We start from the raw sequence: 23,504 nt of genomic DNA, 5'->3' as shown, positions 1-23,504 counted from the left end.
CGTCGGCGACTGGTGGTACCTGATGCCGGCGGAGGGCGGCACGGCCCACGGTCACAGCGTGTCAGTATCGCGGGCCCGATCCCCCCGGGGCCCCTTCGAACCGGCCCCGGCCAACCCGATCCTCTCCCACCGCAGCACCGACCTGCCGATCCAGTGCACCGGTGCACGCCGACCTGCTCCGGGCGGCCGGCGGCACCTGGTGGATGCTGCTGCTCGGCACCCGCCCCCGCGGCTTCTTCCCGGGCTTCCACGTGCTGGGCCGAGAGACCTTCTGACGCCGGTGGAGTGGGTGGACGGATGGCCGCGGGTCGGTCCGGTGCTCGAACGGCACCCCGCGCCGGCGGCCTGGCATCCCGTCGAACCCGAGCCGGCGCGGGACGACTTCGACGCGCCGGAACTCGCGCCGCACTGGATCTCCCCGCGCCGCCGGCCGAAGGCTCCTGGTCCCTGACCGACCGGCCCGGGTGGCTGACGTTGACCGCGACCGGCAACAGTCTGGACCGGCCGGGCCACACCTTCGTCGGGCGCCGTCAGCAGCATCCCGACTGCCGGGCCGCGGCCCGCCTGGAGCCCGGCACGGCGCGCGCCGGACTGTCCGTGCGCTTGGACGAGGCCCACCACTACGACCTGGAGATCGCCGCGGGCTAGGCGCGTGTGATCGCCCGGATCGGCCCGGTCCGGCAGGTCCTCGCCCGCCGTCCGGTGCTGCCGGGCCCGGTCACGCCCGCCGTGCGCATCCGCATGGCGTCCGTCGTACCGCCCACCGCGTCCGCCCCCGGTGAGCAGGCCCCCGGCCTCAGGTCCGGCGGTCCCGACACCCCCGTCTTCTCCCTCGACGACGGCACGCCCCTGGCCGAACTCGGCGGCCGCTACCTGTCCACCCAGGTGGCGGGCGGCTTCACCGGCCGGGTGGTCGGGATGTACGTCACCGAGGGCACCGCGGCGTTCGACTGGTTCGAGTACGTCCCCGGAGACGGGTCCGCATCCCGGTGACTCTCCGGTGCCTTTCCGGAAAGCGACGGAAAGTGTCGGTCCGGGTGGCGGGGCGTCAGCTGTCCTCAACGCGGTGCGAGTTGCCGGGAGATTCACCGCGTACAGGGGGTTGCCACCGTTTGTCGGCTGTCTCTAGGGTGCGGCATCAACGCAGCTTTCTGGATCTCCTTCGAAAGTTTCGAGACACGGACGGTGTGAACGCGCCGTCCCGTAACCCAAGGAGCGCATGATGGGCGACCCGGCACTGTCCCGCCGCGGCTTCCTGGCGGCCTCCGCCGCTGCCGGTCTGGGCATGACCGCACTGAGCGGTTGCGGCGGGGACTCGGACGGAGGGTCGTCAGGGACGACCACCATCGAGTGGTGGAACATCTCCACCACCGAGCCGACCAGGGGCGTATGGGCGGGCCTGGCAAGGAAGTTCGAGGCACGTAACCCCAAGGTCAAGATAAAGATCGTCCAACTGGAGAACGACGCCTACAAGTCGAAGATGACCGCGCTGACCGCCTCCGGGAAGCTGCCCGACATCTTCCACACCTGGGGCGGCGGCGTGCTCAGGCAGCAGATCGACGCCGGACTCGTCGAGGACCTCACGGACCGGACCAAGGACTTCGCCGACGGACTGCTGCCGGTCGCCAAGCAGCCCTACCTCTTCGACGGCCAGGTGTACGGCATCCCGTTCGACATCGGCATGATCGGCTTCTGGTACAACAAGGCGCTCTTCAAGAAGGCCGGCATCAGCGCGCCCCCGACCACCTGGTGGGGCTTCCTCGACGCCGTGGACAAGCTCAAGTCCGCCGGCGTCGCCCCGGTCGCGCTGGCCGGCAAGGAGAAGTGGCCCGGCATGTACTACTGGGCCTACCTCGCGATGCGTACCGCCGGCGCCGAGGCGCTGCGGAAGGCGTACGACGCCAAGGACTTCACGGACGCCGCCTTCGTCGAAGCCGGACAGCACCTGAAGGAGCTCGTCGGCCGCCGGCCGTTCCAGAAGGGCTTCCTCGGTGCCGCCTACTCCACGCCCACCGGCCAGGCCGCCACCGTCGGCAACGGGAAGGCGGCGATGGAACTCATGGGCCAGTGGGCGCCGGTGGTGCAGGCGGACGCGGGCAAGGGCCTGGGCGAGAACCTCGGCTTCTTCCCCTTCCCCGCGGTCGACGGCGGCAAGGGGGCCATCACCGAGGTGTTCGGCGGAGGCGGCGGGCACGCCCTGCGCCGGGGCGCCCCGCAGGCGGCCGTCGACTTCCTGAAGTTCTTCGCCTCGGAGACCACCGACAGGGAACTGGTCAGCAAGACGGGCGTCATCCCGGTCGTGCCGGCCGCCGAGAGCGCCCTGGCCGACCCCAACCTCAAGGCGGTACAGACCCAGTTGAAGGCCGCCACCGGCTTCCAGCTCTACCTCGACCAGGCGTACGCGCCCGCCGTCGGCCAGGAGGTCAACGACAGCGTCGCCGCGCTCATAGCCGGGTCGAAGTCACCCGAGCAGGTCACCGAGTCGATCACCAAGACCGCGAAGGAAGAGCAGTAGCCGGCGATGACCTCCACGTTCCTGCCGGACAAGCGGACCGGCCCCGACGTCGGCCTGCCGCCCCCGTCCTCCGCCGAGCGGGCCCGGGGGCGTCGGCGCCGGCGCACACTGCACTGGCTGACCGCGGTCGGCTTCCAACTGCCCGCCCTGGTGCTGTTCGGCGTCCTGGTGCTGCTGCCGATCCTGTTCGCCCTGTACGCCGCGTTCTTCCGTTGGGGCGGCTTCGGCATGCCTTCCGACTACATCGGCGCCGACAACTTCACCCGGCTGTTCCAGGACCCGGTGTTCCTCGGCGACTTGTGGCGCTGCCTCGTCCTGGTCGTCCTCTCCCTCGCCGTCCAGCTGCCGTTCGCGCTCGCCATGGCCGTCCTGCTCAACCAGAGGCTGCGCGGCCGGGCCGTGTACCGGATGGTGTTCTTCGCGCCGTACGTGCTGTCCGAGGCCATCACCGGCGTGCTGTTCAGCATGATCTTCGCTCCCGACGACGGCCTCGCCGACCAGATCCTGGGCAGCGTCGGGCTGGACGGGGTCGGCGGGGAGTGGTTCGCCGCCCCCTCCACGGTCATGGCGACCCTCTTCCTGGTCATGACCTGGAAGTATTTCGGCTTCCACATGATGCTGTACCTCGCCGGACTCCAGTCCATCCCGAGGGAGTTGACGGAAGCCGCGCTCATCGACGGCGCCGGCCCCTGGCAGCGCTTCCGCAGCGTGACCCTGCCGCTGCTCGCGCCCACCCTGCGCATCAGCGTCTTCCTGTCCGTCATCGGCTCCATCCAACTGTTCGACCTGGTGTGGGTGGTCACCCAGGGCGGGCCCGACCACCACTCCGAGACCATGGCCGTGACCATGTTCCAGTACGGCTTCAAGCGCTACCAGGTCGGCTACGCCAGCGCGATCAGCGTGGCCATGTTCGGCATCAGCCTCGTCTTCGCTCTCGCCTACCAGCGGTTCGTGCTGCGCCGCGACCTCCAGGGAGCCACCACGACGATGAGGGGAGACGGCAAGTGAAGCCCACGTGCCGCAGGAGGACCCTGCCCCTGCACGCCGTCCTCGTCGCCGTCGGCGCCGTGATGGCCGTACCGCTGCTGTACGCCGTGCTGTCCGGCTTCAAGTCCACCGACCAGCTCTCCCGCAACACCGTCGGCCTGCCCGACCCCTGGGTGCTGTCCAACTACACCGGCGTCCTCGGCTCGGGCGACTTCTGGCGGCTGGTCGGCAACAGCACGCTCATCGCGGTGGCGACGACCGTCCTCGTGGTCGCGGTGTCCGCGCTCGCCGCCTTCTCCTTCGCCCGGTTCGCCTTCCGCGGGCGCGAGGTGCTGTTCACCCTCTTCACCATGGGGCTGATGTTCCCCTTCGCGGTGGCCGCCCTGCCCCTGTTCCTGCTGCTGCGCTCGATGGGCCTGCTGGACAACCCGCTGGGCGTGATCCTGCCGCAGGCCGCCTTCGGACTGCCGATGACCATCATCATCCTGCGCGGCTTCTTCCGGGAGATCCCCGGCGAGCTGGAGGAGGCGGCCACCCTCGACGGCTGCGGACCGATCGGTTTCTTCTGGCGGGTGCTGCTGCCCATGGCCCGGCCCGCGCTCGGCACGGTCTCGGTCCTCGCGGTGGTCACCAGCTGGAACAACTTCTTCCTTCCGCTGCTGGTGTTCACCGAGGACACGTGGTGGACCATCCCCATCGGCGTCCAGCAGTTCCAGGGCCAGTACTCCGCGGACACCGCCCGGGTCTTCGCCTATCTCGTGCTGGCCATGGTTCCGGCCCTGGCCTTCTACTCGGTCGCCGAGCGTCAGCTCGTCGGCGGCCTCACCGCCGGCGCCACGAAGGGATGACCCGCGCCCGCGGACGTACGGCTCACACCCCGCACCCGACTGTGAGGAGTCGCACCATGCCCAAGGCCCGCACCCGCCTCAGACTCGCCGGGGCCCTCGCCACCGTCCTGGTCGCGGCCGGTGTCGTCACCGGCCCGGCCGCACACGCCCGGCAGGACCCGCCCGCACAGGCGCAGCACGACCAGCCCACCCTCGCCGACCTCGCCCAGCGCCATGGCCGCTACTTCGGCAGCGCCACCGACAACCCCGAACTCACCGACGAGCCCTACAAGGCCATCCTCAGCCGTGAGTTCGACCAGATCACCCCCGGCAACGGCATGAAGTGGTACGCCACCGAGCCCCAGCAGGGCGTGTTCGACTTCTCCCAGGGCGACGAGATCGTGAACCTGGCCCGGGCCAACCGCCAGAAGGTGCGCGGTCACACCCTCGTCTGGCACAGCCAGCTGCCCGGCTGGCTGACCTCGCGCGACTGGACGCCGGCCGAACTCAGGGCCGTGCTGAAGAAGCACATCCAGACCGAGGTACGGCACTACCGGGGCAAGGTGTTCGCCTGGGACGTCGTCAACGAGGCCTTCAACGAGGACGGCACCTACCGGGAGACGATCTTCTACAGGACGCTGGGCCCCGGTTACATCGCCGACGCGCTGCGCTGGGCACACCAGGCCGACCCGCGCGCCAAGCTCTACCTCAACGACTACAACATCGAGGCGATCGGCCCGAAGTCCGACGCCTACCACCGGCTCGCCAAGGAGCTGAAGGCGAAGGGCGTGCCCCTGCACGGCATCGGCATGCAAGCCCATCTCGCCCTCCAGTACGGCTACCCGGACACACTGGAGGACAACTTGCGCCGCTTCTCCCGCCTGGGGCTGGATACCTCCCTCACCGAGGTCGACGTGCGGATGCAGCTGCCCGCGACCGAGGAGAAGCTGGCCCGGCAGGCCGAGTGGTACCGGGAGCTGACCGAGGCGTGCCTGGCGGTACGCCGGTGCGTCGGCATCACGGTCTGGGACCACAAGGTTGGCTAAGGACGTCAGTTGGGGTTGTCTGTCAGTTCGTCGATCACGGCGAGCGCGTCGTCCAGGCGAGTGCGGAGGCGCTCGATCAAGAGGATCAGGCTGGCAGGTGGGAGCTGGGTAAGGTCCTCGGAGCGGGCGTAGTCGAGGTCGCGGCGGGCGAAGTCGATGCGTGCCCGCTGGAGGCCGGTGAGGGGCCCCACGGGTGTGCGGGACTGCTCGTCGGTCATGTGGTGCCACCTGGTGAGCGGTTGTGGGGGAATGGTGTCCGTGGGGGGTTCAGCCATCGTTGGCCTGCGGATGCCGTGCGGGCAATAGGGGAATGATCACGCCACTCGAACGGGCGTTTTATATGAACACAACTTGCGTTCGACGCTGGCCCTTGATCTAAAAAAGCCTAACCTGTTGGGCAGACTTTCCACCTTGATCATTACAGCGTTGGGCGGGTGCATGACCTGCCCGACGACGACTCCTGGCTTCGCGACCAGCGCCGGGCCATCGGCAACCGTGTACGGCAACTGCGCATCGACCAGAACCTCACCCAGGAACGGCTGTACCTCGCCGCTCGCATCAGCCGCTACACGCTCCAGCGCGCCGAGGCCGGCGAGGAGATACAGCTGTCCACACTCCTGCGTATCGCCAGGGTCCTCGGTGTGTCGCTCGGCCAGTTGGAAGGGAGCCCGCCGCCGGCGCCGGGGGGAAGTGACCCGGCGGCGGGCCAGTGACCGCCAGTACGGGGGCGTGCAGGCGGTCACGTCTCCCGCGACCGGCGCGGTCGGCGACGCTGCCGGGAACGGGGGTCTGACACAGGCGCGAGCACGACGGGCCGCTCCTGAGTGCTCTGGTGCGGCGACGGTCGGCACCCGCCCTTGCACATACGGATTGTGGAGGCCGCGCCCGACGCCGAGGCGGGAATGTACGTGTCCGGGTCGCCCTGGATCTCGGCGCCGCATCGTTCGCGCGTCACCTCCATCCCTCCTTCGCGAGGCCTCGTAGGGCGGTGCGGACACTGCAGCCTGGCCGGCCGGGAGCGCAGCTGGCGCAGTTCGCAGTGTGCATGGCCAGGAAGCGCAGGGCTGCTGCCCGTACGCACCGCTTGCAGCCTCTGGGGAACCACTGCGTGCCCCCGGGTCGGGACCGTGCGCCGAGGTCGCGCGCGGTCTCAGGAGTGAGGGGGGCGCCGCACCACACGCAGACCACGCCCTGCATCTGCCGCTCGGTCAGCAGCTGGATGCGGGGCAGCGGCAGCAGGGCCCCGGGCGGCGCGGTCGCGGTCATGCCCGAAGCTTTGCCGTGCGTGCGGACCCGCTGGTGGCGAACAAGGGGGTGCTGCGCCGTGCCTGCAACCATGCCTCGTACAGCTGGTCTGCAGTCGAGCACGGGAGGTTGGCGTTCTCGCCGGTCTCGGTCATGGTCATGCAGGTGGGGCAGGACGCGCAGTGCTTCCCGAGTTGGCCGAGTGCGGCCTGGATGGGGCGGAGCGGCGGGTCGGTGGTCACGGCCGTGGTGCTCATGTCGTGGTGTCCTCTCGGCGGAGGGCGTTGGCGAGGCGCATGGCCACGTCTGCGCGGACGCGCCCGAGGTCCACGAGCCCGAGGGTGGGAGATGCCGCATCCACGCTGAGGGAGGGCAGCACGATCCCGGCCTGGTCGAGTGCGGCCCGGAGGGACTCCACCGCTGCGAACGGGTCGGCGTCTTGCATCGAAGGTGGTGTGGCCATGAACAGGACGGTATGAGCGGAAGGTTGCTCACCGCAGTCTGGGTTTCACGAAGTTTCTTGACTGCCTCGGGAAGTTGCGCGAAGTTTCCCATGTAGGGCAGCCGAACCGAGTGTTCGCGATGTTGGCCCAGGGGAAGCTGGTGCCGCACCCCGTATCCGACCGAAGGGACGACCATGCGCAGGCTCCGGTTCAACGGCACCGGCTCGGGCGGCGGGGGCTGCCCCGGCGTTCACGAGGATCTCGACTCGGGTGAGGTCATCGTGCATGGGCCCCCGCTCACGGACCCTGCAGACCTGGCCCAGCTCCAGTACCTCGACGACGGTGAGGTGGCCGTCGTGATCCCACGTAACACGCTCGTAGACTTCGGGCCGCGTGACGAGACGCCGCGGCTCATCAATGCCGAAGACGAGTTCGGCCGCCTCTTCGAAACCTTCCACCACACGGCGTGGCGGCTGGAGACGAGGCGCCGCTACGCCAGCGACGAAGAGACCGAAGAGTGGAAGCAGTTCGACGCCGGGCGCCCCATCGACTGGGACTACGACGACGACTGGTGCCGCAACGTCCGGGCTCAGACCGCGCAGGGCAAACGGTTCGAGCGCGTGCGGTTGGTGGACAGCCCCGCTACCCCTGGCCAGCTGTACCTGCGCAGCAACGCCGCGCGGAACTGCGCCGTGGGCGAAGACATCCGCAACCTCTCCCGCGCCGAGGCCGAGAAGCTGCACCTGCCCGACGAGGATTTCTGGATCTTCGACTCCCGGCTCGTGGCCCGGCTTACCTTCGACGAGGACGACAACCTGACCGGCGCCGAACTCATCACCGAGCCGGCCGCAGTGAACCGCTACTGCCAGGTCCGAGACGCGGCCTGGCACTATGCGGTTCCGTACGCACAGTTCGAGATTGACGGCACATGACGTGAGGTCCGGTGAGCACTGACTATCAGCAGGCACGCGAGGCCTTGGGGATACGTCTCAGGGAACTCAGACTCACATGCCCAGATGGTCGGCTCACCGGCGCCCAACTCGCCGAGCGGCTCGGTGCGGGCTGGACCAAGTCGAAGGTGAGCAAGCTGGAGAACGGCCGGCAGACTGCCGCTGCTGAAGAGCTCCGGGCGTGGGCGGACGCCACGGGGCATCCCGAGGCGTACGACGGACTGCTGGCCCAGCTGCGCGGTTTCGAGTCGCACATCAGGTCCTGGCGGCGGCAGCTGGCCGCCGGGCACCGTCCCGTGCAGGACGCCATCACGGTGGAGCATGACCGCACGCGCGTGTTGACGATCTGGGAGAACAACCTGATCCCAGGCATGCTGCAGACGGCCGACTATGCGCGACACGTCATCACCCGGCACGCCAATCTCATGCAGTCCCCGCGGGACACCGAGGAAGCGGTACGCGCCCGCATCCTCCGTCAGCAGGGCCTGTCCGAGCCGGGTCGGAAGTACCGGATCATGATCTGGGAGGGGGCACTGCACGCCCTCGTGTGCCCTCCGTCCGTCCTCGCCGCGCAGCTCGACCGTCTCGTAGGCCTCATCGGGCTGGACACGCTGGAACTTGGCGTCGTCCCGTTCTCCGCGTCGCTCAAGATCTATGCGGGCAACGGGTTCTGGATCTACGACGAGCGGCGCGTGGTGATCGAGGACTGGCATGCGGAGCTGTGGCTCGACGACGCCGACTCGATCGCGACGTACATGCGGGTGTGGGGCACGCTAAGCGAGTCGGCGGTGTACGGGGCGGACGCGCAGAACATCATCAGCCGGGTCCGGCGGACGATAAACCCCCGCTGAGCTGGGCATAGCGAAAGGCCCCCTCCCGCCCGAAGGCGAGAGGGGGCCCACCGCTTCAGCGAAGGAATAGCGCAGGCACCGAACGTCTGGAGCGGCCAGCGACGCGTCTGTGACGGCGAACAGTGCTGGGCCAACCGGCCTACTCCCGTGTGTCGGCAGACGGTCCATAGGGACCGGACCGTTCAATGCCAACATGAAAAACGCACGCACTCTGCTGACTGCCATTGCCTTCACCGTAGGCTTCCTCGCTCTAGGCACCCTCCCTGCGCACGCGATCGGGATCGACCTGGGGGGCGGTCTCCTCGACGTCCCGCTTCTCTAACCACAAACGCCCCCTGCACAGCCCGCGTAGGGCCGTGCAGGGGGCTGTGTTGTAGGGCGGAAAGGTGCCGCCGCTGGGTGTGCTAGGCAGCGGCGGCACAAGGGGCTTGTCGGCCTTGGCGACGTGAGCCGGTGAGCCCCGCGCACCCAGCCTGGCCGGCCCGTCAGGGCTACGCCAGCGGAGTACGCCCAGATGGGTCACGGGTACTGGCGGCGGTACGGATCCAGCGCTGCCGCGAGCAGGCCCGAGCCAGACGGGGAGGGCTCAGGGTCAGGGGCACCGGTCCGTCTGCAGACCAAGGCGTCGGGATCCCACGACGGGGCTTGGAGGCTGTACCCGTCGGGGCAGTCCGGTCCGGGCGGCCCCTGCTCTCCACGTGGGCCCTGCTCGCCTTGCGGGCCTCGCTCGCCGGGCGGTCCCTGGGGCCCTTGTGGTCCCTCCGGCCCGGCCGGACCCTGCGCGCCGTCCGCTCCCGGGGCGCCGTCCTCGCCGGGCTCTCCGTCCCGCCCCGGGGTGCCCGGTGCCCCGTCTTCCCCCGGCTGCCCGTCGGCGCCCGGCGAGCCATCCCGGCCCGGCGCGCCTGGGTCTCCGGGGTCACCCTTCGGTCCTGGGATCGGGACCGGCACTTCCGCTCGCTCCGGCAGATCCTCAACAGCCCGCGACGGATCCGGCACCACAGGCGTAGCGCCCTCGGACTCGACCTGCGCCCGCAGCGCGCGCACGTCCCCGGCAAGCGTGGACACAGCCTCGCCGCGAAGGTCCGCCTCGTGCGCGAGCTGCTCGGCGAGCCGGTCACGGTCGACGAGGAGCCATCCCACCGCAGCGGCGCCGCCGAGGAAGAGCACAACGGCGATCGTCCACAGCACATGGCGCGCCCGGTACAGGGCCGTCTCCGTCCGCTTCACGGCTGCCCTCCGAGACTTTGCACCAGCTGCCGCAGCCGGGCGTTTTCCGCTCGCTCGGCGGCGAGCTCGGCGCGCACTGCGGCCAGTTCGGTCCGCAGCTCCTTGCGCTCCTCCTGGAGCTCGTTCGTGAGAGTGCTGAGGCCTGTCACCGCGTTGCCCTCCCGGGCTGCCCGATTCGCGCCGCGAGTTCCGTACATGGCGGCCGCCGCGGTCAGCGGTCCCGCGATCAGTGCTGCGAGAGCCGTGACCATGGCGGCGTCCATACCACCTCCAAGGCGCGTTCACCGGGCAGAGTCAGGCTGCCTTGACGAGGCTGGACTGCTCGATTCGCAGCGCCGGGATCGGGGCGGTGACCTGGGGACGGACGATGAAGAGCGCGACGAGGCCTTCGATGGCGAGCATCCACTGGGCTTGCTGTTCGGCGCTCATGTGCAGGCCGAAGGCGAGGTACAGGGCGATGGCTGCGTGGCCGAGGTTGACGAGGGCGGCGAACGCGGCGCCGGCCTTGAGGATGAACGCCTCGGCGACGGCTACGACGCAGGACAGGAACACCATGATGGCGGCCTGCAGTTCGGCGGAGACGTCGAGGCCGTAGGCGGAGGCGAGCTTCAGGGTGACGGCGATGAACGCCAGGATGGTCACCGGTTCGCGGCCGAAGATGCGCATGGGGAGATCTCGATTCTTAGACGGGCTGCGCCAGCTGGCGGCAGCCGATGACGGTCCCGGAGGCGTTGCGCACCTCGCGGTAAGGGACGAGCAGGTCGCTGCGGCGCGGGGCCAGGGCGAGGGCGACGGGCAGCGAGACCACGTACGACACGCCCTCCGCCCGTCGGGGCAGGCCGAGGGCGTGCCCGTACTGGACGAGCTCGACAGGGATGCCGTCGCGGTATTCCGTGCTGAGCGGCATCACGCCGAGCCGGGCTGGCTTGGGCTCGGGCTCGATGACGAGGCGCAGCCCGGGCTCCAGGTCGTCGATGCCGTCGGGCCGGTCGTCGTTGTACAGGCGGATCGGGTGGGGCGTGAGGTTGAGGATCACGCCACCACCCGGAACCCGTGCTTCTGCCCGAGGCGGGTCAGGGAGTCCCTGCCGAAGATCCCGTCCGCGGGCTCGCCCGGTCGGCGGCCGCGGTAGCCGCACCGCTCCTGCCACTCGGACACGGCCGGCCGCGTCTTGGAGCCGAGGGAGCCGTCCACCCAGCGCTTCGCCAGCAGTCCCTCCTTGTACAGCGCGGTCTCCACGATCAGGCCCTCGGCCCGGTAGGTGGTGCCGCCCTGCGGCAGGCCCGGGTCACGGCGCTGCGCGGCCTGGACGTGGGCCAGGCTCACCGTCGGCGGCTTGGCCGGGGTGGACGGGGGCGGCGGCGTCGCCGGTTTCCCGGCCCGGGCGATGATGGCTGGCAGCAGCTCGGCGTGGAACTGCTGGGCGCGCTTGTCGCCGGGGCACTCGGTGCCCGAGGGCGACCACTCGCGGAACATGCGGTGGATACCGAAGCCAGGGTCGTCCCAGGTGCGGCAGGCCCTCAGCGGGACGGGGTGGGTGTGGTGGGCCCAGACGCCGAGGTCGGTGAGCGCCTCCAGCTGCTCGTCGGTCCAAGGGTCCGAGGCCTTGGTGTTGGACGCTGTCTCGGCGCTGATGGCGCCGGTGCCGTCCGGCCTGCGGTTCGCCCTGTAGTTGGCGTCCGCGCGGGTGGTGGTCGGCAGGTACTGGCCGAGCGACCCGTCGAAGTCCACACCGAAGTGCGACTCCAGCGACGTCGAGTTCTGCCAGTAGGCGTACAGGCGGTGCTCGTCCCACGGCGCGACGATGGAGTGGAAGATCAGCTGAGTGGGTCTGATCTTGGGCTGCTCGCGGGCCTCCGGCTGGAGCTCCAGCCGGACCGCGTCTGGGTACCAGGACACAGGGGCCTCCAAGGCATGAAGAAAGCCCCGGCCAGGCGGCACGGGGCTACGGGGGGTGAGTGGGTCAGTTCGCGATCTCGTACTGGAACGTCCCGCGAATGGAGTAGCCAGAGGCCCACGTTGTGCCCGCCACGCCGCTCGACCAGGGCGAGACCGCGTCGATGAGGCCTTTGCCGCCGCCGGTGGCCCCGTCGGCGGTGGTGTCCAGGCCGTCTGGGGCTCCGGTGTCCAGCTCCAGCTCGAACGCCGTGGTGGTGGTCAGTCGCATCCGCGCCTGGTGCCGCTTGTTGGTGGACTTGTTCAGCTCGCAGAAGCCGATCACGCTGACTGCTGACGCTGCGGCCAGAGGCAGAGAGAACCTCCAGTTGTCGCCGGATCCCCCGCCGCCGAAGTTGGTGGTGGAGCCGAAGATGACGTCGAACATGCCGAAGCAGGTAGTCGCGGAGACCGCGTAGCGGCAGGCGAGCGTTGCGTTCCCGAACGAAGGGGTGTTCACGCCTGTCGACGTGGTCCACGTCGGTACCCAGTCCGTCCACGTCGGCGAGATCGACAGCATCCGGTTCGCGGTGATGCGCAGTCCCGGCTGCCACGGCTCGTACGGCACGTTGCTCCTCCTCTACAGGGCGACGATCGTGGGAGTGGCGAGCCGGATGTCCGTGCCCGTGGTCTGCGCCTTGACGACGCCGTTGCGGCTTCGGCGGACCGTGAAGGTCTGCGGGTTGACGATGCGGAAGTTGTCGAAGCGCATCTCCAGCCCGGCGTTGGTGTTGCCGGTGTTCCGGAACGACCGCACCCCGACGGACGCCGCCGCCGTGAGCGATGGGTCAGTCACCTCGATCTGCCACAGGTCCGGCTCCCGCCCGGCGGCATCCCAGATCTTCGCCCGGAGCGTGCTCCCGATCACCTGCAACCGCACGCGGTAGAACGTCGTGGCCGTGTGCGTCAGCGTGCTCGTGAACGTGCCGAGCTGCGTCTCCGTGCCGCTCACCCTCTTGCGCACAGTCAGGACGACCCCGGCAGCGGTCGTGAAGTCCACCCGCGCCTGGTAGAGGTTGTTGTTGTCCGCTGCCCGCGCGACGGGCCCGGTGAAAAGGGACGCCCCAGTCGCCACGGCCGACGTCGCGACGTCGGCGTACAGATCCACATCCGCACTCGGCGCCGGCACCAGAGCAAGGTGCGCGATCCCCGTCGACGGCTGGGCCGCCACCCCGTACCCGCCCCCGACGCTGTGGTCCGCGGCCGGCGCCACGGTCCAGGCCTGCCCCGAGTCGGCCTGGCCCCAGCTGCCAGCGGCCACGGTCCTGGCGAACGCGTCCCGGACCGAGTCCGCGATGGCGTCGACCGTGACCACCTCCCCGCCGACTTGGGCGTCGAAGGGGAACTCGGCGGGCTTGCCTCCGGCCGGGCGGATCGTCACCCCGTGGGCCCACAGAACGTCGGAGCTGGGCGGGAAGTTGGGCACGGTCGGTGAGGCGTTCGCGGTGAGCGCTCCGGCCGGGGCAGTCGCGGTCAGTTCGAACCACGTCCACGTGTCGGCCGTGACGGTGAGGCCGTTGGCGCTGGTCGACAGATAGGCGCCGCCGGTCTGGAACCAGTTCAGGTTGAGGTTGACCGTCCGGGTGGTGGCGCAGCGGAGCCAGCCGGAGATCACGTACTGCTGGCCGACTACGACCGGCACCGCCGAGCTGCCTGCGTTGGGGAACTGAGCCACCCCGTCCGGGATCAGCTTCAGCGCCCACGCCCCTTCGAACGGCTTCGGGGTCGGTGCGGGCACGCGCTCGATGGTGCCGCCGTTGCCGACCCAGCCCGCCAGGTCGGTCTCGAGGTAGGGGTTGGCGGTGAGTGCCGGCAGAGCGGTGACCCACACGGGCCCGTCGACGGCCCGCACGGTCAGCGCGGTGCTGGTGGCGTCGACTGCGGCGGCCAGCTGGCTGCCGTCGGTGTCCACGCGGCCGAGCACCGGGTCGTCAACAACCCCGACCCGCCACGGGGAACCGGGCGCGCACACGAAGTCGATCTCCCACGTGCGGACGCCGATGCGCTCGGTGTACCCCTGCACGATCAGGTCCACCGGACCGGGCGGCAGCCACTCCGGCAGATCGGTGATGCGGATCAGGTCGCCCTCGACCATGTTCAGGACGGTGGGGATCAGTTCCGGCGCCTTGTGCAGCCGGACCGAGATCACCGGGTAGCGGGCCTCGTCAACGGTGCCGAGGTGCAGCAGCCAGTACGCCATCGGCTCGGTCTGGTCATCGCTGTACAGGTTCAACGTGACCGAGTCGTCATACCGGCCCACACCGTTCGGGGGCGGCTGCACCGACAGCGCGCCCTGCTCCAGGACGGCCCGGCCGGACGAGCCGCCGGCCCGCTCCACGGTGCGGTCGTTGCGCACGTTGGAGTCGTCGTCGATCGGATCCAGCTCGCCCAGAGCCCGGTACGACAGCGTCAGCGTCGGTGCCTGGTTGTACTGGGACTCGCGGCTCCTGTATCGCAGCCCCAGCCGTTCCCGGTCCTCGACGAGGATGCCGCCGTCCGCGTCCGCGCATTGCTCCAGCTGCTCCAGCAGCTTCCCAGGCCGCTGCGGGCCCATCCGCGCCTGCCCGGCGACGCTGCCCGTGACGGTGACCGGGACACCCTCCTCTACGCCGATACGGAGCAGCCGCGCCCCGGCGGTCTCCCCGTCGTAGCCGGAGTCCGCGTTCTGGAAGATCTTCGTGTCGGTGGCCTGGAACACCGCCAGGTGCCCGAAGCTCATGCCCTCCAGCCCGACCCCGAAGGAAGAGCGGATGTTGGTGACGACGCCCACCGTGCCCGGGAAGGTGCCCGTGTGGAAGTAGCCGGTCGGGTAGCCCGTGTTGAGCCAGCCCATGTCGACGCGGACGTTCGCGCCTTCCTGCCGGGCGAACACGCGCACCCGGTTCCAGCTGCCGAAGAAGTTGGGGTCCGTCCCAGGCGTGGAGGAGGTCAGCAGCAGCTGCGTGCCCTCCCGGTCCAGCACCTGCAGCTCCACCAGGTTGGTGGCCACCCGCACCCGGTACAAGTTCCCCGTCCCGGAGGCCTGGATCTCGTACAGGACGGTGTTCGCGGTCGGCGCCACCGGGATGTAGTTGACGAGTTCCACCTGCCACGGGCCCGTCCCGGACGCCGGCGGCGGCACGACCGCCGAGAAACTCCCGCCCGGCTGGACCTCGGGCAGCGGTGCCGAGCCGCCCAACCTGTCGTTGGCGGCGAACTCGAAGTTCTTGACCGTCATCGGCCGGATGCCGGGCAGGGCGCTCGCAGCCGACGTGGCCTCCTGCCCGTCCTCCATCGGCCAGTACGCGATCAGCGTGGAGTCGGACGGGATACGGCGCCGCAGTGTCGACTGCAGCGGCTTGTCGCCCTGGTTGAGGCGGCGCAGGATGCCTGAGGCTTCGCCCTCGACGGTGATCAGATGCCCGCCCCGGGACCACTTCGGTGGCCAGTCGGAGTACTCGCCAGCGAACCGGATCTGCCGGTTGGTGATCTCCGCGCCGCCCGTGGGCGTCCACGTGCGGCCCGCGGCGTCCACGAATGAGGTGGCGCCCGCCGCAGGCAGCGAAAACACGGGGTTGGCGACGATGGTGCCGTTGATGCCGGAGCGCATCTCGAAGGCGTGGACCCGGCCGGAGGGCCGCTCGAAGCCGAGCTCGGGGACGTCGCCGACGACGACGGGGGCGGTCGAGGAGAAGACAGATGTGGTCCCGGAGTTGACGATGGGTGCGCCCAGCTGCGTCCACGGCCCGGCGATCGTGGGTGCCGTGTAGAAGGTGATCGTGTGCCCGCCTGCCCCGTTGTCCACGTCGAGGGTGACCCGTACAGCGAGGCGCCCCGAGGCGGGCACGATGATCGGCGCGGTCGAGCTGTTCTGCAGGATGGTCGATCCGTCGGCTGTCCACCGCCAGGTGAGGCGTCCGTCGGTGAACACGAACAGCGCCCAGGAGCGCTGGTTGCCGGTCACCCCGTACTTGGCGGCCAGCTCCCGCAGGTTGCTGTACCCGAACCAGGGCGTGAGAGTGGCGTCCACCCTGACGTCGAGGTCGCCGGTGACGTCGAGGCTGGCGTGATCGGGTGTGGAGGCGCCGTTGCCCGCGGTGTCCGGCAGCCACAGGTAGCGGTCCCCGGTGTGGAGGCTGACCCGCATGGGCGTGTTGTTGTTCAGCTTCCCGAAGTAGGGGCTCCTCGGGTTGCGCCCGGAGTACAGGCCGTTCGGGCTCTTCAGGGTGAGGGAGCAGGAGGCCGGGTCGACTGCCTGCCCCTCGCCCGTACGCCCGCGCGTGTGGGTGATGATGTCTCGCAGCTGCGCGTGCGGCGTGACGTTGGTCCACACGCCCCCGATCTGGAACTCAACCAGGGTGCCGAGCGGGTCCTCCGGGAACGCCATCAGCCAGACCTCCGTCCCGCCAGCACGAGGCCGACGTCGCCGCCGCCCTTCTTCCGGATGCCGCGCCGCATCCGCTCGATCAGGTAGTTGTCCTCGCCCCGACCGGACGAGCGCAGTTCTAGCACGACACGCTGTGACGCGGCCGCACGGGCGCGCCGGCCAGCCATGTCCCAGGAGCCGGGCGCCGGCGTCTCCACCAGGCTGGCCATGCTGCGGTTGACCGCCTTGCGGCCGCCCTCGATGCCCTGCCGCAGGCCCTCCGCCGTGTACGCGCCCACCTGGGCCATGACACGGCTCGGGCTCTTGATGCCCAGCGCCTTGCGGATCGCCTTCGACATGCCCTGAGCGATCTTCAGCATCTGCTTCTCGATCAGCTTCTGCTGCATCTTCAACCCGCGCACGAGGCCCTGCCCGGCGGCGATCCCGGCCCCGTACATCGCGTTGCCCGCGGCTGCTCCGGCGTTGCCCGCAGCCCCGACGAGCGCCTTCTGTTCGGCGTTGATCTGCTGGATCTGCGAGGCGTTGGCGTTCGCCAGAGCAGCGGCGGCCGAAGAGCCCTGCTCCACACCGGCCTGGGCGATCTGCGCGATCAGGTCCGCGCGGACGCCCTTCTTCCGCAGCGTCGCGAGGTTCTTCGCGAACTGCTCGGCCGCGGCCCGGTCCTGCTTGAGCCCGGCCAGGATCGTCTCGGCGGTCTGCGGCCAGCCGCCGGTGTCCTGCTGGGTGATGTTCGCGCCCTCCAGTACGCCCTTCTTCACGTCCGCGGCGAGCTTGTCGCGGGCCTTGATCTGATCCGCGAGGCGCTTCGTCGCCGACTTCAGCCGCGCGGCGAGCTTCTCCTCCTGGCCCGCGAGCCTGAGCAGCTGCTTCGTGCCGGAGGAGATCACACCGAGCGCCTTGGACCGCTTCTTGCCGGGCTTCATGCTGTCCCGGACGATGTCCGCCAACTTGGCGGACGCGGCGCGGACCTGCTTCGAGGAGCCGGTGAGACCGTCGATCAGACCGCGGGCGATCCAACGGCCCTGCGCCTTGGTCACCTTTGAGGGCGACGCGATGCCCAAGGCCTTGGCGATCGGGCCGGGGATCATGTCCTTGGCCCAGCCGATCAGCTGGTTTCTGATCCAGCCGCCCATGGACTTGATGCCGGACCACAGGCCCTGGACGATGTTGACGCCCTTCTCGACCAGCAGCGTCGACAGGGAGCCGATGCCTGATGAGATGCGGCCCGGCAGCCCGGTCACCCATTTCACGAGGTCCAGCGCCTTCTTCACCGCCGCGTCACGGAAGGACTGGAAGGCGCGGGACGCGGACGACATCAGGATCCCCTGGAGAGCGGCGATCGCCGAACCGATACGGCCCGGCAGGCCCTTCGCCCACTCCCACAGCGCGACGAGCTTGGCGATCGCCCAGTCCTTCGCCTGGCCGAACCATGCCGCGATCTTGCCCGGCACCGTGCCCAGCCACTCGATCGCGGCGAGCACGCCGTCCTTCGCCCACCGGACCTTGTCGACGATCCAGTTCCAGGCGGTCAGCGTCGCGGCCTTGATCTCGTCCCAGTAGGCGATCACCAGCACGACGAGCGCGCCGATCGCCAGACCGATCCAGCCGATCGGGCCGAGCGCCATCACCCAGGCGCGGGCCATCTGCATCCCCGCCCACAGGGCCTTCCCACCCAGCACCAGCAGCGCCGGTACCACGACCGCGGTGATGACGGCGGCGAACGCCTTCAGCTCGCCCGAGTGGTTCTGCAGGAAGCTGACGAACCGCATCACGCCGGGGATGACGGTGTTGCCGAGGAACTCCACAAAGTTCTGCTGCAGGTTGTTCTTGAAGGCGGTCACCTTCGCGCCGGCGTTGTCCCGCAGCGTGTCACCGGCCTTACCCGCTGCGCCCCCGAAGTCGCCCAGCTTCTTCGCCGCCGATGAGGGATCGACCTTCAGCAGCGCGTCCTGCATCGTCAGCGCTTCCTCGCCGAACAGCTCGATCATCGCCTTGGATCGGGCGCCGTCGTCCTTCATCGTCCGCAGCCGGTCCATCAGCGTGTCCAGCGCCTTGCCCGCAGCCGGGCCGCCCTCGGCGAAGTCCTTCGCCATCTGCTTGCCGTTCAGGCCTAGCTCGTCGAACGTCTCGGCGCCGTCCGCCGCGTTGGCGGCCATCTCTTCCAGGGCACCCGACAGCAGCTCGGCAGATGGGGCACCGGCCTCGATGCCCTGCACCATCACCCCGAGGGCCTGCTTGCCGGTCAGGCCGAAGTGGCTCAGGTTGTTCGCGGACTGGGTGATGGTCTGGCCGAGGTCACCGAACCGGTTGGCGCCCTGGTTGCTGGCTTGGACGAGCATGTCGATGGCCTCTTTGCCGCTCTTGGCGAGGCCGTTGCGGACCATGACGCCGGCCGCGTTGGCGGCCTCCCCGACGTCCATGCCGAGCACCTTCGCCAGGTCGGCGATGCGGGTGGACATCGACATGATCTGCGCGTTGGTGGCGTCGGGCGGCAGCAGGCCAGCGTTCATGACGGCCTTGATCGTGTCGGCGCCCTCCTGGAAGTCGGCCACGATCGCCTGCTTGAAGAGCTCACCCGCGAGCTTCCCGTAGCGCTGCGCCTCGGCGGGCGTGGCGCCGAGCTGGGCGCCCATGACGTTGGTGATCTGCCCCTGGTTGATCGCCTCCTGGAGGCCGGCCATGAGTGCTGCGCCTGCGGCGATCCCGGCGCCGGCGGCCATCATCTTGAGCTGGTCGAAGCGCCCTGCCGCCTGATCGACGGCCTGGTCGGCGCCCTCGGCGGTGCTGTCCGCGAGTTCTTCTCCGACAGCTTCACCAGCTGCTCGGCCTGCTGAGGCGAACCGTCCGCGGGCGTCCCGCAGGCGGCCATCTGCGCCTCGCACGAGGCCGTCTGCGAGGTCCTCGCCTGCCTGTTCCCCAGCCTGCTCGGCCTCATCGCCCATGCGCTGCCCGGAGGTACGCATGGCGTTCTCGGCGCGGCGCAGGGCGGGGTCTACTGCGCGGTCGTCCACGCTCAGCACGGCGTTGAGTTCGCCGACGGTCAGCGCCACGGCTACCTCCTTCGGCGGGGGGTGTGCTGGGGGTCCTCAGGAGGTGGCGCGAAGTGGCGGTGCAGGCGCGTCTCCGCGCTGAGCAGGCCGAGGATGCGGACCTGGAGCCAGCGCCAGGAGCGGCGGCGGAGGATGCCGGAGCCGACGTCGATGCCGTACTCGGAGTGCAGGTCGGCCTCGATGAGCGGCCACTGCTCCAGCAGCCGGTCCCAGGTCAGGTCCGGCGTGCTTTGCCCCGTCCGTCCTTGCTTCGGCGCTGGGATGCCGCCCTCGTACCACTCGTAGAGGCCGGTGACTGGGTCGTATTCGCCGCAGCCGACGCCGAGGAGCCGCGCGACGCCTGCCGACGGGTCGCCCTGTTCGGGGCTTTTCCCGGCTGCTGGCCGGTCTTCCAGAACTGGCGGGCGGTGTCCTTGTCGGTGGTCACCCAGAACATCGCTGTGAGAGCGACGTGTTTGAAGGGGCCCCACTTGACCTCGCGCATCAGCGGCTCGTACGCGTCGCCGAGGCACATGCGGTACAGGTCCAGCTCTTCCTTGTCGTCCAGGACCGGAGCGTCGGGCGCCTTCCCGCCGCCGGCGGCGAGCCGGGCCGCCAGGGAGGTGATCCGCTCGATGCGGATGCCGTCCTCGGCGGAGGGGTCCTCGATCCGATAGACGCGGGTCTGGCCGTCGCGTCCCTTGACGGGCAGTTCGAGGTACTCGTCGAGGAAGTTGTCGAGCGCCTCGAAGCTGGTGGTGTTGTTGGTCATCAGGCCACCGGATTCGTGATCAGGAGCAGCGGGCCGTCGCCGGTCAGCGTCATCTCGACCTGATCCAGGGCGGTGTACTCGCCGCCGGACGGCGCCCACTGGACCAGGGCGGTGCCCTCGTACGCCTCGGGAAGGCCGTTGCGGTCGTAGTAGCGGATGTGGACCTGCGAGGCGGAGCCGAAGGAGAACGAGGCGATCCGGAACGCCTCGTGTGTCGGGTGGTACACCTTCACCTGATCGTTGATGCGCCGGTTGATCGTGACGCCCAACTCCCAGGACTGGCCCGTCTTGGTGTTGCCCGCCCAGCCGTCGCTGTCGTAGTCCGAGGAGTCCTCGATGTTGGGCTCGGCCGCCGGGGAGAACTCCGTGACGCCCGGGACGAGCTGCCAGTCGGAGCCGTCCTTGGCTGCGGACATGTCGATCTCCAGCCGCCAGCGGCGGGCCAGCGCGGTGATCGGGGTGGGGGTGGACATGCGGTCCTCCTAGTCGATCAGGTGAGACCCGGACCGCACGGTCCGGAAGTAGTAGTTGCTGGTCAGCTCCATGCGCCCGTGAGCGTCCTGGCCGATCCACGCCTGCGACTGCCGCCACGACAGGGCGACGTGCACGCCGCCCGCTTCGTAGTGCTGGCGGTTGTGCAGCGCGTCGAACACGGCGTCCGCCATGTCGTCGATCGCGTCTGGATCACGGCCCGCGCGCATCCGGAACTGCACTCCGGTGATCGCGTCCGTGAGGTCGGTGTCCTCGACCGGGTACGCGGTGATGCCGATCGCCCGGTCCGGTTCGTCAGGGATCACGCCGCGGAAGAGTCCGGTGTCGGGGTCCGAGATCACGCCGTCGGGCCTGAACACACCGACGCCGGCCTCAGCGAGGAGACCGGCGATTCCGTCGAGGAGGCTGCTGGTGTATCCGCTCACCGCATCGCCCGCCTGATTTCGGCGGCGATGATCGCTGCGACCTCGGCGCGGCTGGTGTTGAGCGTGTTCTCCAAGTACTTCGCGGTCCGGCCCGGCGCGTGGCGGAAGTCGAGCCGCTCATGCTGGATGACGGCGTACGGCGTGTCGTAGCTGACCATCCCGGTCAGCGACGGGGGATCCACGCTAGCCGTGCCGGAGCGCTGCAGCGCGGCCTCGTCGAGCGGAACGACCTCATTGCTCTCGCCGAGGACGTGTTCGGCAGCGAGGTACAGGCCACGCGCCGCGCCCTGGCGCAGCTCCCGCGATGCCGCAGCCCCGTTGAAGCGCAACCGGAAGTTCTGCGGCATGTGGCCTCCCACTATTCGAGTTGGAACTCCACGTGGTTCGGGGTGCCGAGGCCGCCGCCGTCGCGGTTCTTCGTCTGGATCACCTTCGTGACCCGGCCGGATGGCAGCGTGACCCGGGACAGCGGCGGCGCCGTCTTCTCCTCCGGCCCGGCGTACGCGGTCGACGTCGAGGTGACCTGCTCGCCGCCCGGCGTGCGGACGGCTCGGGTCTGCTCGTCCACGAGGCAGCGCACGGTGCGCGGAGCCGCGTACTTGGGGCCCTTGCTGGTGCCGCCGAGGTAGTCCTCGATCGTGATCGTGTGCACCAGGAAGCGGCGCGGCAGACTGGGCATCAGTACCCACCCATGACGGCCATGCGGAACTTCTCCGCAGGCAGGCCCGACAGAGCCCGCATCAGCCCGGGCGCGTAGTACGACGGCCCGGACCGGTTGTCGCCAGCGCCGTACTGCAGCTGCACGCTGCCGATGCTGACACCCTGCAACGGCCCGGAGATGTCCGTCTCGACACCGACCTCACCCCAGAACTCGACCTGCGCGCACACGGCCGCAGCGAACGCCTTCGCAACGTCCGGGTCGGTCGGCATCCCGTCGACGTCGACGTCGTACACGGCCGCCTTCAGGAACTCCGAGTCCAGCAGCGCCGAGGCCCGCTCCAGCAGCTCCACCGCATTCAGCGGTGGTGCCTTGTTGAGGGCGTCGGCGAGCTGGGTCGTCGTGGCGTACACGCGTCCGCCGTCGGACACGGCCCTGGGCGCAGGAGCCACCGATACCAGCTCGTGCTCAACCCTGGCGCCGGTGCCGGTCACCGTCCACGACAGCCTCCACAGGCCGGCCGCCGTGTAGGTGAGCGGCGCTGTCCACGTTTTCCCACCGTCCGCAGTGCCTGTGGCGGGCGCTGTAACGGTGCCGGTTGGCGCGGTGACAGACAGGGTCGCGACCGTGGTGGCGTCGTACGGGTCGACGATCAGCGAGGCGGTGACGGTGTCTCCCACATCGGGCATGAGGCAACCTCCAGGTGGGAGGGAGGCCCAACGCCTGGGCCTCCCCCGTCGCGGTACGGATCGGCTACGCGGACGCGCCGACGATGCAGATGTCGTAGGTGACAGTGCTGCCGCCCGCGCTGTTGGCGAGGCGGAGGATGTCGCCCGTGGACGCGGTCACGCCGTACGTCGTCGGGTCCGCCGACCCGGCGATGGCGGCGAGGACTGCACCGGGCCGCAGTGTCACCGTGCCGGTCGCGTTGAGCAGCGTCGCCCATGCGTTGGTGGCCGCGTTGCCGATCACGACGTTGTTCGTGTTCGCTGCGGACGCCGCGATGAACAGGCCCTTGACCCGGGCGAACGTGATGCTTGCGCCGAACGCGTCGGTGAGCACACCGGCGAGGTCGAGGTCATCGGTGCCGGACGCGGCGATCGTGCGGCGCGCCTGGTACACCTTGTCGGCCTTGCCCGCGCCGGTGCCCGAGCCGAGCGTCGCCGACCGGGACAGCCCCACCGGGACCTTCCCGGTGCCGAGCCCGGCCGCCTGCGACAACTCGGTGAATGCGGCGACCGCAAGAGTGCTGGAGAGCGGCATCAGCTACCGCCCCCGTACCGCTCCACCAGCTGCTCCTTGGTGAGGCCCTCGATGTCCGACTGCCGCTCCGCATCGTCCTCCATGCGGCGGGCATAGTCCTGCCATTCCGCCTTCGAAGCGCCCCGAGCGGGGGGCTTGTCGACCCCGGCGATCTGGCCGTCCTCCGTGGTCGTCAGTTCCTGCCCGACGGCCGGCCCACCGCCGGTCTCGGGACTCTCCTCGCGCAGCTCCTCATTGGTCGTCGGCACGTCGGCGGAGGGGTCGTGCACGCCAGGCGCCGTCAGCGTGGGCCGTGACAGCACACCGTCGTTGACGATCTGCGGTTCCTCGTCACCGTCGACGACCTTCCAGTTGTCCAGGGCGTCCAGCCGCGCCGAGCGGCCGTTCATCGTCACGGTGTCGCCCGTGCGCTGGTTGAAGTACGTGGTCATTGGGCTGTCCTTCCGTCTATGAGGTCCAGGCCCGCCCGCGCC

At 69.8% G+C, this 23,504-nt stretch carries 28 protein-coding genes and 1 pseudogene; 11 read left to right on the top strand and 18 right to left on the bottom strand.

All coding sequences use genetic code 11. The features are described 5' to 3' along the window. Positions 1–22: 22 nt before the first annotated feature. From ACFPZJ_RS07745 to ACFPZJ_RS07710, 8 genes and pseudogenes are all read left to right on the top strand, one after another. A pseudogene (locus ACFPZJ_RS07745) lies at positions 23–244 on the top strand (hypothetical protein); the annotation flags it as partial. A gap of 45 nt (positions 245–289) precedes the next feature. Beyond that, positions 290–451 (top strand): hypothetical protein, encoded by a 162-nt coding sequence (locus ACFPZJ_RS07740; protein ID WP_381019014.1) that lies wholly within the window; start codon positions 290–292, stop codon positions 449–451. A gap of 23 nt (positions 452–474) precedes the next feature. Then, the gene (locus ACFPZJ_RS07735) at positions 475–648 is read left to right on the top strand and encodes a beta-xylosidase family glycoside hydrolase (RefSeq protein WP_381019010.1); all 174 of its coding nucleotides are present in this window, start codon (positions 475–477) and stop codon (positions 646–648) included. Between the two features lie 6 nt (positions 649–654). Then, complete coding sequence (locus ACFPZJ_RS07730; RefSeq protein WP_381018920.1) at positions 655–993, top strand: beta-xylosidase family glycoside hydrolase; 339 nt, start codon at positions 655–657, stop codon at positions 991–993. A 229-nt stretch (positions 994–1,222) separates the two neighbouring features. Then, on the top strand, positions 1,223–2,515 hold the full coding sequence (locus tag ACFPZJ_RS07725) for an extracellular solute-binding protein (RefSeq protein ID WP_381018918.1): 1,293 nt from the start codon (positions 1,223–1,225) through the stop codon (positions 2,513–2,515). A 6-nt stretch (positions 2,516–2,521) separates the two neighbouring features. Then, entirely contained in the window at positions 2,522–3,523 is a 1,002-nt protein-coding gene (locus ACFPZJ_RS07720; protein ID WP_381018916.1) for a carbohydrate ABC transporter permease, read from the top strand. A 62-nt stretch (positions 3,524–3,585) separates the two neighbouring features. Then, positions 3,586–4,350, top strand: coding sequence for a carbohydrate ABC transporter permease (locus ACFPZJ_RS07715; protein WP_381019009.1), 765 nt, complete (start codon positions 3,586–3,588; stop codon positions 4,348–4,350). Between the two features lie 56 nt (positions 4,351–4,406). Next, positions 4,407–5,375, top strand: a complete 969-nt coding sequence (locus ACFPZJ_RS07710; RefSeq protein ID WP_381018914.1) for an endo-1,4-beta-xylanase — start codon at positions 4,407–4,409, stop codon at positions 5,373–5,375. A 5-nt stretch (positions 5,376–5,380) separates the two neighbouring features. Here ACFPZJ_RS07710 and ACFPZJ_RS07705 read toward each other — a convergent pair whose 3' ends face one another. After that, complete coding sequence (locus ACFPZJ_RS07705; RefSeq protein WP_381018912.1) at positions 5,381–5,593, bottom strand: hypothetical protein; 213 nt, start codon at positions 5,591–5,593, stop codon at positions 5,381–5,383. Between the two features lie 216 nt (positions 5,594–5,809). Here ACFPZJ_RS07705 and ACFPZJ_RS07700 point away from each other — a divergent pair, with 216 nt between their 5' ends. Further along, positions 5,810–6,088 carry a helix-turn-helix domain-containing protein gene (locus ACFPZJ_RS07700; protein ID WP_381018910.1) on the top strand — a complete coding sequence of 93 codons (279 nt, stop codon included), beginning with the start codon at positions 5,810–5,812 and terminating at the stop codon, positions 6,086–6,088. Between the two features lie 549 nt (positions 6,089–6,637). Here ACFPZJ_RS07700 and ACFPZJ_RS07695 read toward each other — a convergent pair. Both ACFPZJ_RS07695 and ACFPZJ_RS07690 read right to left on the bottom strand, forming a co-directional pair. Beyond that, on the bottom strand, positions 6,638–6,877 hold the full coding sequence (locus ACFPZJ_RS07695; RefSeq protein WP_381018909.1) for a hypothetical protein: 240 nt from the start codon (positions 6,875–6,877) through the stop codon (positions 6,638–6,640). Beyond that, on the bottom strand, positions 6,874–7,083 hold the full coding sequence (locus tag ACFPZJ_RS07690) for a hypothetical protein (protein ID WP_381018907.1): 210 nt from the start codon (positions 7,081–7,083) through the stop codon (positions 6,874–6,876). The genes ACFPZJ_RS07695 and ACFPZJ_RS07690 overlap by 4 nt, the downstream gene beginning before the upstream one ends. Before the next feature lie 174 nt (positions 7,084–7,257). Between ACFPZJ_RS07690 and ACFPZJ_RS07685 the strand changes: the two genes are divergently transcribed. Beyond that, positions 7,258–7,995, top strand: coding sequence for a DUF6879 family protein (locus tag ACFPZJ_RS07685; RefSeq protein ID WP_381018905.1), 738 nt, complete (start codon positions 7,258–7,260; stop codon positions 7,993–7,995). 11 nt (positions 7,996–8,006) lie between these two features. Further along, positions 8,007–8,864 carry a helix-turn-helix domain-containing protein gene (locus tag ACFPZJ_RS07680; RefSeq protein WP_381018903.1) on the top strand — a complete coding sequence of 286 codons (858 nt, stop codon included), beginning with the start codon at positions 8,007–8,009 and terminating at the stop codon, positions 8,862–8,864. Between the two features lie 1,223 nt (positions 8,865–10,087). On the opposite strand, the gene ACFPZJ_RS07675 is transcribed toward ACFPZJ_RS07680, so the two are convergent. From ACFPZJ_RS07675 to ACFPZJ_RS07605, 15 genes are all read right to left on the bottom strand, one after another. Then, on the bottom strand, positions 10,088–10,354 hold the full coding sequence (locus ACFPZJ_RS07675) for a hypothetical protein (RefSeq protein ID WP_381018901.1): 267 nt from the start codon (positions 10,352–10,354) through the stop codon (positions 10,088–10,090). Positions 10,355–10,385: 31 nt separating this feature from the next. Continuing rightward, positions 10,386–10,757 carry a hypothetical protein gene (locus ACFPZJ_RS07670; RefSeq protein ID WP_381018900.1) on the bottom strand — a complete coding sequence of 124 codons (372 nt, stop codon included), beginning with the start codon at positions 10,755–10,757 and terminating at the stop codon, positions 10,386–10,388. A gap of 16 nt (positions 10,758–10,773) precedes the next feature. Continuing rightward, complete coding sequence (locus ACFPZJ_RS07665) at positions 10,774–11,127, bottom strand: hypothetical protein (protein ID WP_381018898.1); 354 nt, start codon at positions 11,125–11,127, stop codon at positions 10,774–10,776. Continuing rightward, positions 11,124–11,990, bottom strand: coding sequence for a peptidoglycan recognition protein family protein (locus ACFPZJ_RS07660; protein WP_381018896.1), 867 nt, complete (start codon positions 11,988–11,990; stop codon positions 11,124–11,126). The genes ACFPZJ_RS07665 and ACFPZJ_RS07660 overlap by 4 nt, the downstream gene beginning before the upstream one ends. Positions 11,991–12,054: 64 nt before the next feature. Continuing rightward, positions 12,055–12,594: a hypothetical protein gene (locus tag ACFPZJ_RS07655; RefSeq protein ID WP_381018895.1), complete on the bottom strand. Its 540-nt coding sequence runs from the start codon at positions 12,592–12,594 to the stop codon at positions 12,055–12,057. A gap of 12 nt (positions 12,595–12,606) precedes the next feature. Beyond that, entirely contained in the window at positions 12,607–16,392 is a 3,786-nt protein-coding gene (locus ACFPZJ_RS07650) for a hypothetical protein (protein WP_381018894.1), read from the bottom strand. After that, a complete protein-coding gene (locus tag ACFPZJ_RS07645) occupies positions 16,392–19,442 on the bottom strand; it encodes a phage tail tape measure protein (RefSeq protein WP_381018892.1) in 3,051 nt (1,016 codons plus the stop codon). Before ACFPZJ_RS07645 ends, ACFPZJ_RS07650 begins: the two co-directional genes overlap by 1 nt. A 214-nt stretch (positions 19,443–19,656) precedes the next feature. Then, positions 19,657–20,193 carry a DUF7426 family protein gene (locus ACFPZJ_RS07640; protein ID WP_381018890.1) on the bottom strand — a complete coding sequence of 179 codons (537 nt, stop codon included), beginning with the start codon at positions 20,191–20,193 and terminating at the stop codon, positions 19,657–19,659. Further along, positions 20,193–20,666, bottom strand: coding sequence for a phage tail tube protein (locus ACFPZJ_RS07635; RefSeq protein ID WP_381018889.1), 474 nt, complete (start codon positions 20,664–20,666; stop codon positions 20,193–20,195). The genes ACFPZJ_RS07640 and ACFPZJ_RS07635 overlap by 1 nt, the downstream gene beginning before the upstream one ends. 9 nt (positions 20,667–20,675) lie before the next feature. Then, on the bottom strand, positions 20,676–21,110 hold the full coding sequence (locus ACFPZJ_RS07630) for a minor capsid protein (protein ID WP_381018887.1): 435 nt from the start codon (positions 21,108–21,110) through the stop codon (positions 20,676–20,678). Then, positions 21,107–21,457, bottom strand: a complete 351-nt coding sequence (locus ACFPZJ_RS07625) for a hypothetical protein (protein WP_381018885.1) — start codon at positions 21,455–21,457, stop codon at positions 21,107–21,109. Before ACFPZJ_RS07625 ends, ACFPZJ_RS07630 begins: the two co-directional genes overlap by 4 nt. An 11-nt stretch (positions 21,458–21,468) precedes the next feature. Continuing rightward, positions 21,469–21,789: a hypothetical protein gene (locus ACFPZJ_RS07620; RefSeq protein ID WP_381018883.1), complete on the bottom strand. Its 321-nt coding sequence runs from the start codon at positions 21,787–21,789 to the stop codon at positions 21,469–21,471. After that, positions 21,789–22,457: a hypothetical protein gene (locus ACFPZJ_RS07615; protein ID WP_381018881.1), complete on the bottom strand. Its 669-nt coding sequence runs from the start codon at positions 22,455–22,457 to the stop codon at positions 21,789–21,791. Before ACFPZJ_RS07615 ends, ACFPZJ_RS07620 begins: the two co-directional genes overlap by 1 nt. A 64-nt stretch (positions 22,458–22,521) precedes the next feature. Continuing rightward, positions 22,522–23,031, bottom strand: coding sequence for a hypothetical protein (locus ACFPZJ_RS07610; protein WP_381018880.1), 510 nt, complete (start codon positions 23,029–23,031; stop codon positions 22,522–22,524). After that, positions 23,031–23,462, bottom strand: coding sequence for a hypothetical protein (locus ACFPZJ_RS07605; protein ID WP_381018878.1), 432 nt, complete (start codon positions 23,460–23,462; stop codon positions 23,031–23,033). Before ACFPZJ_RS07605 ends, ACFPZJ_RS07610 begins: the two co-directional genes overlap by 1 nt. Between the last annotated feature and the right edge of the window lie 42 nt (positions 23,463–23,504).

Source organism: Streptomyces bullii, assembly GCF_042657145.1.
Lineage (GTDB): Bacteria > Actinomycetota > Actinomycetes > Streptomycetales > Streptomycetaceae > Streptomyces > Streptomyces bullii.
This window is presented reverse-complemented; position numbering and strand designations above follow the sequence as displayed.